The sequence below is a fragment of the Methylobacterium sp. W2 genome (genome assembly GCF_020662345.1).
Taxonomy (GTDB): Bacteria; Pseudomonadota; Alphaproteobacteria; order Rhizobiales; family Beijerinckiaceae; genus Methylobacterium.
On the sequence record NZ_VMOA01000001.1, the window covers coordinates 20,688 to 37,684 of the forward strand.

Sequence of the window (16,997 nt, forward strand, 5' to 3'; positions counted from 1 at the left end):
ATGTCGCCATCAATCGACGTTTTGTCGACAGCCAGAGTCGAAACCCGACGATGTTATCTGCCGCAAAGTCGAAGGATTTGAGGAGCGGGGGTGCCATGACGGCGCAGTGGCGGCGAGGCCTGATTCTCGCGGGCGGTGGCCTGCTGGCCGGATTCGCTCTGGTCGTCGTTTTCTTCGGCACGAGCGAGTTGTCCAAGCGCGCGCAGGGCGACAAGCCGCCCGTAGCCGCGGCGGCGCTGCCTCAGCCGAAGGAGACCAGCACACCCGAATCGCGGGCCGCGGAATCGCCCGCCGCCGCCGGCTCGCCGGTGACTCCTCCGGCCCGCCGCGAGGAGGGGGCTTCGACGACGCCGGGAAAGTCCTCGTCGGGGGCAAGGGGCGCCACCGGGCAGACGGGCAACCCGCCCGCCGTGCAGGATCAGGCGCAGGCTCCGACCTTCGACATCATCCGCGTCGAGCCCACGGGCGAGACCGTGATCGCCGGCCGCGGAACGCCCAACACCACCGTGGAGATGCTGCGCGACAACCATCCGATTGCCCGTGCGCTCATCGACCCGTCAGGACAGTTTGCCATCGTCCCGCCTGCGCTCCCCGCCGGTAGCAGCGAGATCACCCTGAGTTCCATCGGGGCCGACGGCCAGGGCCGGCAGGCGCGAGAGACCGTCATGGTGGTGGTCTCCGCCGACCGCACCACCAAGCCGCTCATCGCCCTGACGTCCCCCGACAAACCCACCGTCGTCCTGTCGCAGCCGGATCGTCCGACGGATGCGGCTTCGGCCAAAGCGGTCGGCGCTGGTCCGAAGGGCGCCGGTCCGGACAAGTCCGGCGGTGCGGCCCGCGCCTCCGCCGATCCCGCGAAGGCGAATGGCGCGGTTGCCGTCAGGCCCGAGGCGGCCAGTCCCGACTCGTCCGGCTCGCAGAAGCCGGATGCCGTGCCGGTGAAGGTCGTCAGCGTCGATGCGGAGGAGGGCGGGCGTCTCTTCATCACCGGGCAGGCGCCGGCCGGTGCCACCGTCCGCCTCTACATCAACGACGCCCAGATCGCGCCCGGCAGCGTCGGCGCCGACGGGCGGGTCTCGTTCACGATCGGGCGCGGGGTCGCCCCCGGCGATTACCGGATCCGCATCGATCAGGTGGATCCGGTCTCGGGCAAGGTGAAGAACCGCTCCGAAGTCGCCTTCTCGATGCCGCCTGCGGCAAAGCCCGTGGTCGGCTTGGGACAGGATGCGGCGCCGTCGACTCTCGCAGCCAAGCCGTCGCCGAGTGCGGCGCTGGCGGCGAGGCCGCATGCCAAATCCTCGCCGGTCCTTGCCTCTCCCCTCGGTCGCCCGGCCCAGGGGGCGCCCCAGGATGCCTCGCCGAGCACACCGGCCTCTGCCATGACGATGGGCCGGTCGCAGCCGAGCCCCACGACCGACGAAGCCGGCGCAAAAGCGGTCTCGGCCTTGGCGATCCAGCCCTCGGCCGCACCGCAAGGCGTGTTCGTGCCGGAGATCAACACCGCCCGGATCACCCGCGGCGACAGCCTGTGGCAGATCAGCCGTCGTGTTTACGGCAAGGGTACCCGCTACACGGTGATCTTCGACGCCAACCAGCCGCAGATCCGCAACCCGGACCTGATCTATCCCGGCCAGATATTCGTCGTCCCGTCCGAGAGCGCGTCCACGCTGCCGCAGGACAAGCGACGCAGCTAAGCCGCGACCGCGCATCCTGCATCCCGGCCCTGCGCCGCCGGGCGACTGTCTGGAACGGTTCGAGGGACTATATCCGGAGCTGAATTCGACCGCTCCCGGTTCACCTGCCCGAGTTTGCCTGAATGAGCACCGATCCCACCTCCGTGGCGGGCGGCGGCACGATGCCGCCCGAACGCCCCGGCCTGTTCGCCACCTATCGGCGCCTGTGGCCCTACCTCTGGCCCCATACCCGGCCGGACCTCCAGCGGCGCGTCTTCCTCGCCTTCGGCCTCCTCCTCGTCGCGAAATTCGTGACGATGCTGACGCCCTTCACCTTCAAATGGGCGACGGACGCCCTGGTGGCGGCGGTGGGGGACAAGGACGGCCTCGGTGCCACGCTCCCCACGGGCCTGTTCGCGGCACCGATGCTGATGATCGGGCTCTACGGCCTGTCTCGGGTGATCATGGCCGTACTCACCCAGGTGCGCGATGGGCTCTTCGCCAAGGTGGCGATGCATGCGGTGCGCCGCCTCGCGCTCCAGACCTTCGAGCACATGCACCGGCTCTCCCTGCGCTTCCACCTCGAGCGCAAGACCGGCGGCCTCACCCGCGTGCTGGAGCGCGGGCGCGGCGGCATCGAGGAACTCTCGCGCCTGATGGTGCTGACGCTGGTCCCCACCATCGTCGAGTTCCTCCTCGTCATCGGCGTCCTCGCCTACGAATTCGACTGGCTCTACTCGTTCGTTGTCTTCGTCATGGTGGTGGCCTATCTCGCCTTCACCTGGAAGGCGACGCAATGGCGGATCGAAATCCGTCGGCGGATGAACAACTCGGATACCGACGCCAACACCAAGGCGGTGGATTCGCTGCTGAACTTCGAGACGGTGAAGTATTTCGGCGCGGAAGCGCGCGAGGCCGAGCGTTACGACGGCTCCATGGCGAAATACGAGAAGGCCTCGACCCAGACCTACGTCTCGCTCGCGGTGCTCAATGCCGGCCAGGCCCTGATCTTCACCATCGGCATGACCGTGGTGATGTGGCTCGCGGCACGGGACATCATGGCCGGCCGCACGACGCTCGGCGGGTTCGTCCTCGTCAATACGATGCTGGTGCAGCTCTCGATGCCGCTCAACTTCATGGGCATGATCTACCGCGAGATCAAACAGGCGTTGATCGACATCGACGACATGTTCCAGATCCTGCATCGCAACCCGGAGATCGCCGATAGGCCGGGCGCGAAACCCCTCGCCGTTTCGGCCGGCGTGGTCCGGTTCGAGGACGTGCGCTTCGCCTACGATCCTGCGCGGCCGATCCTGCGCGGCGTCAGCTTCGAAGTGCCGGCCGGGCGTACCATCGCCATCGTCGGTCCGTCGGGGGCCGGCAAGTCGACACTGTCGCGGCTGCTGTTCCGGTTCTACGAGCCGCAATCGGGGCGCATTCTCATCGACGGCCAGGACATTGCAGGTGTCGAACAGGGAAGTCTTCGGGCCGCCATCGGCATGGTCCCGCAGGACACCGTGCTGTTCAACGACACGATCGGCTACAACATCCGCTACGGTCAGTGGGACGCGGGCGACGGGGAAGTCCGTGAGGCCGCCCGCCTTGCCCAGATCGACCGCTTCGTCTCCTCCCTGCCGGAGGGCTATGATACCCCGGTGGGCGAGCGCGGGCTGAAGCTGTCGGGCGGCGAGAAGCAGCGCGTCGCCATTGCGCGCACGATTCTAAAGGGACCACCAATCCTGGTCCTCGACGAGGCGACCTCGGCGCTCGATTCCTTTACCGAACGCGAGATCCAGGACGCGCTCGACAAGGTCAGCCGTGGCCGCACCACCCTCGTCATCGCCCACCGCCTGTCGACAGTCGTCAATGCCGACGAGATCATCGTGCTCGACCGTGGCGTGATCGTCGAGCGCGGCGACCATCAGACGTTGCTCGATCTCGGCGGTGTCTACGCCTCGCTCTGGAGCCGCCAGCGCGAGGCCGACGAGGCCCGCGAGATCCTCAAGCGGGCGGAGGAGCGGCGGGCCGACGAGGAGGTGTCACCCTCCGCCGTGCAGGCCATTCCTCAGCCGAAAAGGCCCGTCGTTCCTGAGCCGATGCCCGCGGAATAGGGCATCGGCAGAGGGGCATGGCTGTGCGCAATCATCAGGTGCCATAGCCTCGGTGCCGTGACTGCTCCAGATTGACGGCGGTAAGCAAGTCCATTTACCGATATTTCATGCCGACTTGCTGCCCTCATTAACTACCTGTCCCGATTGAGCTTGACCGGCATGATCACTGCGATATTTTCGGAGAAATATTACGTAAAAGGCGCGGCAACATGGTGCTTCCCGAAGATATCCGCGAAACGCTCAAAAGCGTCGCGGCCTTGTCCGAAGTGATCGACAGTCTCGGTGAGGACGACAACCTGTTCGACAAAGGTCTGGATTCGTTCGGCTCCGTACAGCTGATGCTCGCCCTCGAAGAACGCTACAACATCGAGTTCCCCGACAGCCTCCTCAACCGACGCTCCTTCTCCACCATCCGCATCATCGTGGAGACGGTGAGCAAGCTGACCGTTTCGGCTGCGGCATGAACGCTGTCGCAATCCGCGCCAAGCGGGTCGCGGCTGTCGCTGCCCTCCATGCCGACGATGTCGACCGTGAGGCCCGCTTCCCCGCCGAGGCCGTGGCGGCCCTCAAGGCGGAACGCCTGCTCGGGATGCAGATCCCGATGCAGTTCGGCGGCGAGAGCGCCAGCCTGTCGCAGATCGCCGAGGTCTGCTTCACCCTGTCCCAGGCCTGTACGGCGGCGGCGATGGTCTTCGCCATGCATCAGATCAAGGTCGCGAGCCTCGTCTCGCACGGCCTCGACAGCGAGTGGCACTGTGCCCTGATGGAAGGGGTGGCGGGCGATCAGCTCCTCTTCGCCTCGGCCACCACCGAGGGCGGCATCGGCGGCGACCTGCGCAACAGCCTGTGCGCGGTTGAGACGGTGGGCGACGTGTTCCATTTCGCCAAGGACGCCACCGTCATATCCTACGGTGCCCACGCCGACGTGATCCTGGCCACCGGCCGCCGTCATCCGGACGCGGCCTCGTCGGATCAGGTCCTCGTTGCGCTGATGAAGGGACAGATGACCCTGGAGCGCACCAGCACCTGGGACACGCTGGGCATGCGCGGCACCTGCAGCGACGGGTTCAAACTCGAGGCGCGCCACGTACCGGTGGCGCAGATCCTGCCGAAACCCTTCGCCGAGATCGCGGCGCAATCGATGCTCGCCTCGTCGCACCTGCTCTGGAGCAGTGTCTGGTTCGGCATCGCCAGCCATGCCCTCGATAGGGCAAGAGCCTATGTCCAGGGCGAAGCCCGGCGCCGGCCGGGTCAGGTTCCCCCCGGCGCCCTGCGTCTGGCAGAGGCCGCCAACGAACTTCAGGCCATGAAGGGGATGGTGATCGCCGCCCTCAAACGCTACGAGGCCGCGCAGGGCGACGCGGACGAGCTCGGCTCCATCGGGTTCGCCGTCATGCTCAACAACGTGAAGACGACGATCTCGGCGAAATCCGTCGACATCGTCCAGCGTGCGTTGGGGATCGTCGGGCTCTCCGGCTACAAGAACGGCACCCCGTTCAGCCTCGGCCGGCAACTGCGCGACGTGCTGTCGGCGCCGCTGATGATCAACAACGACCGCATCCTCGCGAACACCGCAAACCTCCTGCTGGTGCAGAAGGGCGGGGCGCAGCTCCTGAGCGCATGATGGACCAGATTCCCGCCCTCGATCCCGTATCCGGGCCGCGCTCCTTGCTGGACCGGCTCTTCGACCAGGGTCTCCTCATTCGCACCGGCGTCGATGGGCTCTACGGGCGCAGCGGCGATTTCGAGAGCGTGGTCGAGGCCGTGGATCGGATCGCCACCCGGCTCGGCGCCGGCGACGGGGCCGAATCCCTGCGCTTCCCGCCCGGCATGAGCCGCCCGGCCTTCGAGCGCAGCGGCTACCTCAAGGGGTTTCCGAACCTCGCCGGCACCATCCACTGCTTCTGCGGTAACGATGCTGATCACGCCCGGCTGCTGGCCTGCATCGAGGCCGGCACCGATTGGACCGGCGGCCAGGCCGCCAGCGAGATCGTTCTGACGCCCGCCGCCTGCTACCCGCTCTACCCGGTGGCCGCCGCGCGTGGGGCGCTGCCCGAAGGCGGGTTGCTGTTCGACCTGCAATCCTACTGCTTCCGGCACGAGCCCTCGCTCGAGCCGACGCGGATGCAGATGTTCCGCATGCGCGAATACGTCCGCATGGGCAGCCCCGATCAGGTGCTCGCCTTCCGCGAGCTTTGGCTGGAACGCGGCACCGCGATGATGCGCGAACTCGGCCTGCCGATCGCGGTGGATCCGGCCAACGATCCGTTTTTCGGCCGCGCCGGGCGCATGCTCGCCAACAACCAGCGGGCGCAGGGGTTGAAGTTCGAACTCAACGTGCCGGTGAACAGCGAGGACAAGCCCACCGCTTGCCTCAGCTTCAACTATCACCAGGACCATTTCGGCATGATCTGGGACATCCGGCAGGCCGATGGCGAGGTCGCGCACACCGCCTGCGTCGGGTTCGGGCTTGAGCGGATCACCCTGGCGCTGCTCCGCCATCACGGCCTCGACATTACGGCGTGGCCCGACGCCGTGCGCGACCGGCTCTGGGGCTAGAAGGTGCCCGCCACCGCCATCCGCGGAGAGGCCTCGGCCTTGCCGCCGCCCGCCTCCCATACCCTTCATGCCTCCGACCGGATCTGGCCGGAGACGAACTGCTACGTCGATCTCTGGATCGAGCTGCTGCACGGCCGGGGCCTCGTGCCGGAAGCGATGCTCGGCTTCACCCTGCGGCAGGATTTCGAGGGCGACCAGTTCACCTTCTTCAAGCCGCCCGCCGGGGATATCGAGCGGCTCTACGGGTTGTCGATCCAGGAGCTCGCGATTTTCGAGAGCCTGGAGGCGCATGCCGGCGTCCAGGCAGCGCGCGGTTGCCCGGTGCTGGTGGAGGTGGATGCGATCCACCTGCCTGACACGGCGGGGACCACCTATGGGCGCGAGCACGGCAAGACCACGATCGGCATTCTCGGCCTCGACGCGGGCGAGCGCGAGCTCGACTACCTCCACAATGCCGGCCGCTTCCGGCTTGGCGGTGCCGATTACGAGGGTATTTTCGGACCCTCGACCCTGTTTCCCTATGCGGAATTCGTGAAGGAGATCGGGCCGCCGCTTCCCAACGGCGACTTGCCGCGCGCCGCCCTCGACCTGCTGCGCCATCACCGGCGCTTCGCGCCCCGCGCCAATCCCGTCCTCGCCTTTCGGGATGCCCTGGCGGCGCGGGCGGAGGTGCTGGTCCAGAACCCGCTCAGCGTCTTCCACGGCTACGCCTTCAACACGACCCGCCAGCTCGGGGCCAATTTCGAGCTTCTCGGCAGCCATCTCGCCTGGCTCGGCAGCCAAGGCGTCGCCGACATGTCGGCCAGCGCAGAGTTGGCGCAAAGGCTCGCGGCGGAGGCGAAAGCCTTCCAGTTCCAATTGGCGCGCGCTTTCGGTCGGCACAGCGCCACCGGGCTGAGCCAACGGCTCGACGGACCGGCGGCCACCTACGACGCGGTCTTCGCCGCCCTCGACCGCGCGCTGTCCTGAGGGGGATCGCGGTGGCGCGTATCCTCGCCGTCGACGGCGTGCCGGCACTCAATGTCGAGGGGCCGTGGCATCTGGTGGTGACGCCTCCGGGCGCCTGTGCGACACCCCGCGACCTGCCGGGCGAGGGCTGGATTCAGGCCCGCGTCCCCGGCACGGCGGCGGCTTCGTTACGCGAGGCCGGGCTCTGGTCCGAGGCGGCGCCGACGCCGCTCCACGAATCCGACATCTGGTATCGGGCCACCCTCTCCGGCACCGGCCGCGAGCGCCTGCGCTTCGAGGGGCTGGCGACCATCGCGGAGATCTGGATCGACGGGGTACTCGCCGGTACCAGCCGCTCGATGCTCCTGGCCCAGGAGGTCGAGGCGGATCTCTCCGGCGAGACCGAGATCGCCCTCTGCTTCCGCTCGCTTTCGGCCGAATTGGCGCGCCCGCACAAGCGTGGTCGCTGGCGACCGCTCCTAGCGACGCCGGGTTCGCTGCGCCATATCCGCACCAGCCTGCTCGGTTTCATGCCGGGCTGGTGCCCGTCCATCGACAGCGTCGGCCCCTATCGCCCCGTAACGCGCAAAGGTCTTCGCGGGGACGACGTGGATATCGCGTCCGTCGATCTGCGCACGGCCCTCAATGGCGGGACGGGACGCCTCACCGTGCGGATCGAACTCGACGGCGTGGCGGAGGGACCGGCGTTCCTGATCTGCGACGGCCGTGAGGTCGCCCTTCGCCAGGTCGCCCCCGGAGGGTTCGAGGGCGAACTCCTGCTGCCGGACATCGCCCCGTGGTGGCCCCACACCCATGGCGAGCCGAGGCTCCATGCCGTGGAAGCGGATATCGCGGGCAGGCGCCTCGATCTCGGCCGGGTCGGCTTTCGCACCCTCGCCTTGACCCGCCCGTTCGAGGAGGGGCTGGGCCTCGCGATCAACGGCGTCCCGGTCTTCTGCCGTGGAGCCTGCTGGACCCCGCCCGACCTCGTCGGTCTGCCCGGCGACCGCGACAGCTATCGGCCCCTCCTCGATCTGGCGCGGGAGGCCGGCATGAACATGCTGCGCGTCCCCGGAATCACGCTCTACGAAGCTTCAGCTTTCCACGATCTCTGCGACGAACTCGGCATCCTGGTCTGGCAGGATCTGATGCTCGCCAATTTCGACTATCCCACCGACGATCCCGGCTTTTGCGCGGCGCTCGTCGAGGAGATCACCCAGTTCCTCGACCGCACCCAGACCTCGCCCTCGCTCTGCGTGCTGTCGGGCGGCAGCGAGGTCTGGCAGCAGGCGGCGATGCTCGGTTTCCCGCGTGAGGTCTGGGCTGGCAGCTTCGCCGCCGAGGTGCTTCCCGATCTGGTGGCCAGGGCTCGGCCCGACCTCGTCGTCGTGCCGAACTCGCCCTCGGGCGGCGATCTTCCCTTCTCCACCAGCGCCGGGGTGACCCATTATTACGGCGTCGGCGCCTATCGCAGGCCCTTCGAGGATGCGCGCCTCGCCGAGGTCGGGTTCGCCTCCGAATGCCTCGCCTTCGCCAACGTTCCGGACGCCACGACCCTCGCCGAATGCGGCCTCACCGATCCGACGTCACCGCACTGGCCGGTCGGCATCCCCCGCGACCGGGGCGCGGATTGGGATTTCGAGGGCGTGCGCGATCATTATGTGGCGACGCTGTTCGGTGCCGATCCCGAGCGCCTGCGCCGGGAGAATCCCGAGCGCTACCTCGCGCTTGGCCGCGCGGCGAGCGGCGTCTGCATGGAGGCAGTGTTCGCCGAATGGCGCCGGGCGCGCTCGCCCAATGCCGGCGGGCTGGTCTGGTTTTTTCGCGATCTCGCGCCGGGGCCGGGATGGGGCGTCGTCGACTGTCTCGGGCGTCCGAAACCCGCCTGGTACGCCCTCAAGCGCGCGTTCCGGCCGGTCCAGGTCACCCTGTCCGACGAGGGGCTGAACGGGCTGCATGCCCATGTCCACAACGAGACGGCGCAGCGGCTCGACGCCACGCTTCGACTCGCGTTCACCGATGCGGACGGTCGCGTGGTCATCGGGGCCGAGCGCGCGATCGAGGTCGGTCCGCGCAGCTCCGCATCATGGTCCTCGGCGGAACTGCTGGGGCGCTTCTTCGACGCGACCCATGCCTACCGGTTCGGACCGCCGGCCCACCGCCTCGGCCATGCGAGCCTCATCAAGGCCGGCACGGGCGAGGTGATCGCCGAAGCGTTTCACTATCCGCAGGGGCGGGATCCGGAGCCGCGGGAACTCGGGCTTTCGGCCGAACTGATGCGAAATGGAACCGGCTGGGCGCTCCGGATCGCCACCGGGCGGCACGCCCTCGGCGTTCGGATCGAGATCAGCACCGGCCGGCCCTCGGACAATTGGTTTTCGCTGGCACCCGGAGCGACACGGATCGTACCGCTATTCGGAACCGTTCAGACGGGCGACACGCCAACGGGCCATGTCGGCGCCCTCAACGGCATCGCAATCGCGAGGTTCGGTCGTGGCGATTGAGACTTCCCAACCATACGGGGACGCCGCCTCGACCCTGCCGCTGAGCCCCGTCTCTTTCGACGGCCTGTTCGGCTGGTTCAGCCCGGGGCTCTCGCGCCGCGGAATCGTCCTGTGCGGCACTCATGGCTACGAGCAGCTCTCGGCGCATCGCCCCTGGCGCGGCCTCGCCGAGGGGATCGCCGCCACAGGCTGCGTGACCCTCAGCATCGATTATCCCGGCACCGGCGATTCCGGCGATGCGGGCGCCGACAGCGTCGAGGCTTGGCTCGGGGCGGTGCGCCGGGCCATCCGCTACCTCCGGGAGGTCGCGGGGGTGGAGGAGATCGTCCTCGTCGGCCTGCGCCTCGGTGGAACCCTCGCGGCTCTGGCGGCAGAGGGCGAGCGCGTCGACCGGCTTATCCTGCTGGCGCCCTTCGCGACCGGGCGCGCCTATCTGCGCGAAATGAAGATGCAGTCGCGCACCATCGGGCGCCTGCCGGACGGATCGCCCCTGCCGCAGGAGGAGGGCTGCCTCACCGTCGGCGGCTTCCACATCGGTCCAGCTCTGGCTGCCGAACTGTCCGTCATCGATCTCGCCAAGGCGGAGCGGGCACCGGCTCCCGACATCCTCCTCGTCGGGGCGGAAGCCGGCGGGCTCGGTCCCCGTTACGCCGCGCTGGGGGCGCGGGTGACCACGCGGCCCTTTCCCGGCCTCGCCGCCCTCGTCGCCAACCCGCTCTATGCCGAGACGCCGGACGAGGCCTTCTCGGCGGTGATCGCCCTCGTCGCCGAAGGCGCTCAGCCCCGTCCGATCCCGGCCGCTGCGCGCATGTTGCTCCCGGTCGATCCGATCCAGGGGGAACGCTGGCGCGAGGAGCCCTCGCGGTTCGGCCCGACGCTGTTCGGCATCCTGTGCCATCCGTGCGAGATGGCACCGGCGCGGCCGATGCTGCTCTTCGTCAATGCCGGCACCAACGTGCATTCCGGCTGGGGCCGGCAGACGACCACTCTCGCACGATATCTTGCCGTCCAGGGCTACCTGTCCCTGCGCATGGACCTGCGTGGCATCGGTGACAGTCCGGCCCGGCCCGGCGGCGCCTCTCCGCTCTACAGCCTCGATGCCCTCGACGACCTGCGCGCCGCCCTCGACCATCTCGACACCGTCCGCTCCGGGCCGGTCGTCATCGTCGGCTCCTGTAGCGGGGCCTATCTCGCCTTCCAGGCCCTTTGCCGCGAGGACCGGCTGAGGGGCGCCATGCTGGTCAACCCCTATTGCTTCGACTGGAACCCGGCCGACGATGTCGACCGCGTCATCCGCAACGTGTTTCGGAACGCCTCGACCTATGCCGGCCTGCTGAAGCAGGGAGCTGCATGGCGACGCCTCGCGCGCGGCGAGATCCGCGTCGGCGCCATTGCGCGAGCGATTGCCCGGGCCGCCATCGGGCGGGTGGGGAAGCGGCTCGCCATCCTGCTCCGGCCCCGCCCCGCCGGCGGAACGGTGGCGCAGCGTATCGCCGCCCTGCGCCGACGCGGTGCCCATCTCGAACTCGTCTACAGCGCGGGCGATCGCGGCTTCGCCGCCCTGCACGACGCGCTCGGCCGCTCCCCCGAGAGGATTGCCCGCCGCCTCGGCGGCCCGGTGACGATCATCGACGGGGCGGATCACGACCTCAGCCCGGTCGCGGCCCAGGCGCGGATGACGGAGGTGCTGAAGCGACTGCTCGCGCAGGTAGGCTGAAGCCCGTTTCCCCGCGCGCCTCCGCGACGGGTAGGATGCACGGAGCCGAAGGAGCCTCATCGTGACCTTGCCCGATCCGACCCACTCCTCCGTGGTCCGCGACCGCGCCCGCGGTGCTTTCCTCGGCCTCGCGGTCGGTGACGCCCTCGGCACGAGTCTCGAATTCAGCCGCCGGGATACGCTTTCCCACCACACCGAGATGACCGGCGGCGGCCCGTTCGATCTCCAGCCCGGTCAATGGACCGACGATACCAGCATGGCGCTGGCCCTCGCCGAAAGCCTGCTTCAGGCCGGGCCGTTCGACCCTCACGACCTCGCCACCCGTTTCGTCGCGTGGTGGAAACAGGGCGCCTATTCCTGCACGGGCGCCTGTTTCGATATCGGCCTGACGACGCGGGACGCCCTGGCCCGGTTCGTCGAGACCGGCCGAGCCGAGTCCGGCTCCACCGATCCGGACACCGCCGGCAACGGTTCTCTGATGCGGCTCGCCCCCGTCGCCCTTGCCACCCTGCACGATCCCCGCGAGGCCGAGCGGATCGCCGAGGCGCAGAGCCGGACCACGCACGGCGCGCCGGAGTCCGTCGAGGCCTGCACCTATGTCGTTCAGCTCCTGCGCCAGGCGATTCTCGGTGAGGCGGACGTTCTGCAGCCACGCGCAGCAAGCTGCGCCGACTCGACGGCCGTCGAGGCGATCGCCCGTGGCTCCTGGCGTGGGAAGACACGGGCGGGGATCCGTTCGTCCGGCTACGTCATCCACACGCTGGAGGCGGCTCTCTGGGCGGTCGGCAGGACCGAGACCTTCGAGGATGCGCTCATCCTGGCCGTCAATCTGGGCGACGACGCCGATACGGTCGGTGCCGTCACCGGCCAACTCGCGGGCGCCCGCTACGGCGCCTCGGCGATCCCCGAACGCTGGCTCCGTCCCCTTGCCTGGCGCGAGCGGATCGTCGATCTCGCCGACGCCCTGGTGGCGAAAGCCTGATCCCGGTTTGGATCGGGGCGAGCCCGACGCTTGCCTCGTGACGCGGTGTGGACGGGCGCATCGCGCGTTGCCGTCGTGACCGGGGTATAAAAAATACCACCGTGGACGCGCGCGCGAGGGCCGACCGGATCGTCCCCGTTTCGAGGGTGTGAATGACCGCAGCGCCGATGGCCTTCTCGACCACGCGCCTGATCGTGATCCTGGCTGTGGCCGGCTTTGCCAGCACATTCGCCGGGCGCGCCATCGAGCCCCTTGTCGGCGTCCTCGCCCGCGATCTGCGCAGCGATCCCCATACGGTCGCCCTGCTGTCGACGGCCTTCGCGCTGCCCTACGCGCTGATCCAGCCGATCCTCGGGCCGGTGGGGGATTCGCTCGGCAAGGAGCGGGTCATCGCCGTCTGTCTCGGCATCCTCACTCTGGCACTCGCCGGATGCGCGCTCTCGGCGGATCTCACCGTGCTGTTCGGGCTCCGCGTGCTCGCGGGCGCGGCGGCGGGCGGCGTCATCCCCCTGGCGCTCGCCCTGATGGGCGACAGGATCCCGCTCGAGCGCCGGCAGGTCGCCATCGGCCGCTTCCTCGTCGCCGTCATCCTGGGGCAGTTGTCCGGCTCGACCTTCGCCGGGTTGATCGAGGCCGATGTCGGCTGGAAGGGCGTCTTCGCCATCACCTCTGCGGTGGCGGCGCTGGGCTGCGCGGCGGCGATCCTCGGCTTCGAATGGGCGGCCGGCGCGGCCCCGAAGCGCTTCGCGCTCGGCGAGGCGGTGACGCGCTACCGCACCATCGTCGCCATTCCCCGTGCGCGGGTGCTGTTCGCCGCCGTGTTCATCGAGGCGATCGCGGTCTTCGGCATCTTCCCCCATCTCGCGCCGCTCATCGAGGCGCGCGGGGAGGGTGGACCCCGCGAGGCCGGGATGGCCCTGGCGGGCTTCGCCGCCGGTGGATTGCTCTACTCGGCCTTCGTCGCACTCCTCCTGCGTTTCCTCGGGATGCGGCGGATGCTGATCGGCGGAGGCGCGATCTGTGCCGGCGCCCTGCTCGTCATTGGCAGCGCGGGAAGCTGGCAAGTGGATTGCGCGGCCCTGGTGGCGCTGGGCCTCGGCTTCTACATGCTGCACAACACCTTCCAGGTGCAGGTGACTGAGGTCGCGCCAACGGCCCGCGCCTCGGCCGTCTCCCTCCACGCCTTCTCGTTCTTCTGCGGCCAGGCTTTGGGCGTGGCGATCCTCGGCGCCGCCCTCCAGGGCCTCGGCCAGTTCACCGCGCTCGCCGTCTGCGCGCTGGTGATCCTGGTTCTCGGCAGCCTCACCGGAAAGCTGCTCTCGCGCTGACGATCCGCTTCACGAGGGAGCTTTCGGAACTGACCATCGTCGACACGCCGACGTGGCTAAGCAGCGTCCACTTTGTCCAGGGTAATTCGGCTACAAAAGGTTTGAGCGGGTCCGGTCCAGATTTCCCCCGCTCATCCGGCGAACCAATGGAGGGGCGCCAGGAAGGCCGCCAGTTGCCCAGCGCCGCGATGGAGCGGCTTAATCGTCCTGGCCCGAGTGGCCATTCCGCATCAGGAGCGAAGGAACGCTGGGCCCAGTCCGAAGGTCTCTTGCCTTTCGCCTCACAACTCCAGCAGTAGTATCGGTACTCCTGGGTTGTGCTGTGATGATTCGCTTTCACTTCCATCGCTGCTGCAGGCGACGGACGGAATGACCCTGCCGACTAGCTGTCGATGAGAGCGATTTGTGGGAACATGTACGGCCTAGTTAAAAAAGCTATATACTTAGAATGATGTATTGATATGCTTAATATAGATAAAATATAAAGATATATAGTTAAATATAGAAGTAAAATTATTCTTATATATTTTAACGGTGTTCGAGTCTGACGAATAACAAAAATAGAAATCTGCTGATTTGGAAATGGGTGGGGGAAATTCGGTGAGTTATATTTATGGCACGACGTATGGCGATTGGCTCGTCGGGCAAGACGAGAATGACCGGATCTACGGCGGTCAGTTCGGCTCGAATCAAGGGGCTGCCAACGGGGACGACACGATCCAAGGCGGTCTCGGTGACGACATCCTGATGGGTGGCGGCGGGAACGATACGCTTTATGACGGATATTCTTACGCCTATACCATGAATGGCAGAGATGTGCTTCGCGGGGGCGCCGGAAACGACACCCTCTACAGCCATTTCGGGATCGATATCCTCGATGGTGGGGATGGAAACGACACAGCCTCGATCAACCGTTCGACCGCTCAGAATGCCTTGTCCTTCACGATGAGCAGTTCCACCGTCAAGACGGTGCTGGTGGGCGACAAGACCACTGTGATCGGCGTCGAAAACATCAACCTGATCGGCGGGAGCGGCGGCGACTCGTTCACCACGGCGTCGGGAAACGACACGCTCATCGGAAATGGCGGCAACGACGTCCTCAATGGAGGTCGTGGTAACGACAGCCTCGACGGTGGCGATGGCTACGACATCCTGCAGGGTGGTGCCGGTAACGATTCCCTCTTCGGTGGATATGGAGCCGATACCCTCGAAGGTGGAGATGGTAACGATACCCTCGTCGGTGATGTGTACTCTTACTATGCGTATTACGATTTCGCTTCGGATCGGCTGTTCGGTGGCAATGGGGATGACATCATCACCAGCTACGGCGGTGCGGACAGGATCGATGGCGGTTCAGGCATAGATAGGGCCGTCATCAATCGCACGTCATCCACCGTGAACCTGACTTTCTCCTTCTCGGCTTCGGCCACTCTCATCGGTGATGGGACCACGGTCGCCAATATCGAATCCATTTCGCTCAGTACCGGCTCGGGGAACGACCGACTGACGGGGGGCGCCGGCAACGACAGCATCCATGCCGGCGACGGCACCAACATCGTGAATGGTGGCGCAGGCGATGATACTCTGACGACTGATGGCGTCGACAGCATTCTTAGTGGTGGGCTAGGTAACGATCACCTCTTTGGTGGTGATAGACGCACCACAATGAATGGCGGCGGTGGTAACGACGAATTGGTCGGAAACTACGGAGACAATGTCCTCGACGGTGGTAGCGGCAACGATAAGCTGAATGATGGTAACGATGAGTATAGACTCGCGAGCGGAACGGGCGAGGAATACTACCTCAGTGACGTAGGCTATACCCCTCCCCACGTCATCATGAGTGACGATCGACTCAGTGGTGGTAGCGGTAACGATGTCGTTTATAGTGGAAGCGGTTCTGACGTCATCGATGGCGGCGCTGGTATCGATACCGTGATCCTTCATCGGTTTTTCGCGAAAACCGACCTGACCTTCGTGATGAACTTCACGTCGAATGCAACCAAGATGCATGGCGACGGGACGTCCGTTATCAACGCGGAAGTCTTCGAGATCACCGGTGGACACGGGAACGACCACTTTGCGACCTTGGCCGGAAACGACAAGCTCTATGGCCGGTATGGCGCCGACGCGCTCGAGGGTGGGGCGGGGAATGATTACCTGGACGGCGGACTTGGCAACGACGTGCTGAGAGGTGGCGACGGCAACGACGTTCTCTTCGGCGGCCGTGATCCGACGCCCTATGACTACGACGGCCCAGAGGAGGATGGTGACGACGTGCTGGATGGCGGCGCCGGAAACGACGTTCTCCTTGGCGGTGCGGGCAACGATATCCTCCGGGGTGGCGCAGGCAACGATCAACTGGATGGTGGCGACGGCACGAACATTCTCGATGGTGGAGCCGGCAACGATACGCTGATCGGGGGGAACTCCGCAGGGTCTGCCGGGAAGGGACAATTGCGGGGCGGTGATGGAAACGACACCATCACCAGTAACGGGGGCATCGATGCGATCGATGGTGGGGCGGGCAACGATACGCTCGTGCTCGATCGTGCCGGGGCCGGGGAGGCGCTGACCTTCGTCATGGTCAGCGTCGAGACGTCGACCCAGCTTGGCGGCAACGGCACGAAGGTCATCAACGCCGAGAACATCCAGCTCTCGGGTGGCGCTGGCAACGACACGTTCACGACGCTGGCTGGAACCGACATCCTCCGGGGCGGCGGCGGCAACGATACGCTGTCAGCAGGTGCGGGGCGTGACACGCTGGATGGCGGATTGGGCGCGGATGTGCTGACCGGCGGAATCGGGAATGACGTCTTCCGCTTCGCGTCGACTCTCGGCGGCGGAAACATCGATCGCGTCACCGACTTCCTGACGAGACAATCCGACGCCGTCCATCTCGACAGCGACGTGTTCCGTGCGTTCGGAAACGTGGATACCCCCACGCGCCTGAGCGCCGATATGTTCGTGAACGGCACGGCCGCCTTGGATGCCAATGACCGTATCCTGTACGACCGGAGCAGCGGCAGCCTGAGCTATGACGCTGATGGCGTCGGGGGTGGCGCCGCGGTTCAGTTCGCGACGTTCGAGAACAGGGCGGCGCTGACGGCGGATTTCATCTTCGTGATCTAAACACGCGTTCCCGCTAAGCATCGTCCCGGACATCCGGTCCGGG

General features: G+C 66.8%; 11 protein-coding genes. All 11 read left to right on the top strand.

What is annotated here, in order from left to right:
• The first annotated feature begins 95 nt into the window (after positions 1-95).
• The 11 genes from FPV16_RS00110 to FPV16_RS00160 all read left to right on the top strand — a co-directional run bounded on the left by FPV16_RS00110 (position 96) and on the right by FPV16_RS00160 (position 16,954).
• Positions 96-1,694, top strand: a complete 1,599-nt coding sequence (locus FPV16_RS00110; protein WP_227435193.1) for a LysM peptidoglycan-binding domain-containing protein — start codon at positions 96-98, stop codon at positions 1,692-1,694.
• 122 nt (positions 1,695-1,816) lie between these two features.
• A complete protein-coding gene (locus FPV16_RS00115; protein WP_227435194.1) occupies positions 1,817-3,784 on the top strand; it encodes an ABCB family ABC transporter ATP-binding protein/permease in 1,968 nt (655 codons plus the stop codon).
• A gap of 209 nt (positions 3,785-3,993) precedes the next feature.
• Complete coding sequence (locus FPV16_RS00120) at positions 3,994-4,248, top strand: acyl carrier protein (RefSeq protein WP_227435196.1); 255 nt, start codon at positions 3,994-3,996, stop codon at positions 4,246-4,248.
• A complete protein-coding gene (locus FPV16_RS00125; protein ID WP_227435197.1) occupies positions 4,245-5,408 on the top strand; it encodes an acyl-CoA dehydrogenase family protein in 1,164 nt (387 codons plus the stop codon). Before FPV16_RS00120 ends, FPV16_RS00125 begins: the two co-directional genes overlap by 4 nt.
• Positions 5,408-6,343: an amino acid--[acyl-carrier-protein] ligase gene (locus FPV16_RS00130; protein ID WP_227435522.1), complete on the top strand. Its 936-nt coding sequence runs from the start codon at positions 5,408-5,410 to the stop codon at positions 6,341-6,343. The genes FPV16_RS00125 and FPV16_RS00130 overlap by 1 nt, the downstream gene beginning before the upstream one ends.
• 3 nt (positions 6,344-6,346) lie before the next feature.
• Entirely contained in the window at positions 6,347-7,312 is a 966-nt protein-coding gene (locus tag FPV16_RS00135; RefSeq protein ID WP_227435199.1) for a DUF1839 family protein, read from the top strand.
• An 11-nt stretch (positions 7,313-7,323) separates the two neighbouring features.
• Positions 7,324-9,795 carry a glycoside hydrolase family 2 protein gene (locus FPV16_RS00140; protein ID WP_227435202.1) on the top strand — a complete coding sequence of 824 codons (2,472 nt, stop codon included), beginning with the start codon at positions 7,324-7,326 and terminating at the stop codon, positions 9,793-9,795.
• The gene (locus tag FPV16_RS00145; protein WP_227435205.1) at positions 9,785-11,512 is read left to right on the top strand and encodes an alpha/beta fold hydrolase; all 1,728 of its coding nucleotides are present in this window, start codon (positions 9,785-9,787) and stop codon (positions 11,510-11,512) included. The genes FPV16_RS00140 and FPV16_RS00145 overlap by 11 nt, the downstream gene beginning before the upstream one ends.
• A gap of 61 nt (positions 11,513-11,573) precedes the next feature.
• Positions 11,574-12,494, top strand: a complete 921-nt coding sequence (locus tag FPV16_RS00150) for an ADP-ribosylglycohydrolase family protein (RefSeq protein ID WP_227435207.1) — start codon at positions 11,574-11,576, stop codon at positions 12,492-12,494.
• A 152-nt stretch (positions 12,495-12,646) separates the two neighbouring features.
• A complete protein-coding gene (locus FPV16_RS00155) occupies positions 12,647-13,822 on the top strand; it encodes an MFS transporter (protein ID WP_227435209.1) in 1,176 nt (391 codons plus the stop codon).
• Between the two features lie 600 nt (positions 13,823-14,422).
• Entirely contained in the window at positions 14,423-16,954 is a 2,532-nt protein-coding gene (locus tag FPV16_RS00160; protein ID WP_227435211.1) for a calcium-binding protein, read from the top strand.
• Positions 16,955-16,997 lie beyond the last annotated feature (43 nt).

What these genes read in the sequence shown, in the direction of transcription:
- FPV16_RS00115 (WP_227435194.1), top strand. Translation starts at nt 1,817, where the DNA reads ATGAGCACCGATCCCACCTCCGTGGCGGGCGGCGGCACGATGCCGCCC.
- FPV16_RS00130 (WP_227435522.1), top strand. Translation starts at nt 5,408, where the DNA reads ATGGACCAGATTCCCGCCCTCGATCCCGTATCCGGGCCGCGCTCCTTG.
- FPV16_RS00125 (WP_227435197.1), top strand. Translation starts at nt 4,245, where the DNA reads ATGAACGCTGTCGCAATCCGCGCCAAGCGGGTCGCGGCTGTCGCTGCC.
- FPV16_RS00155 (WP_227435209.1), top strand. Translation starts at nt 12,647, where the DNA reads ATGACCGCAGCGCCGATGGCCTTCTCGACCACGCGCCTGATCGTGATC.
- FPV16_RS00110 (WP_227435193.1), top strand. Translation starts at nt 96, where the DNA reads ATGACGGCGCAGTGGCGGCGAGGCCTGATTCTCGCGGGCGGTGGCCTG.
- FPV16_RS00120 (WP_227435196.1), top strand. Translation starts at nt 3,994, where the DNA reads ATGGTGCTTCCCGAAGATATCCGCGAAACGCTCAAAAGCGTCGCGGCC.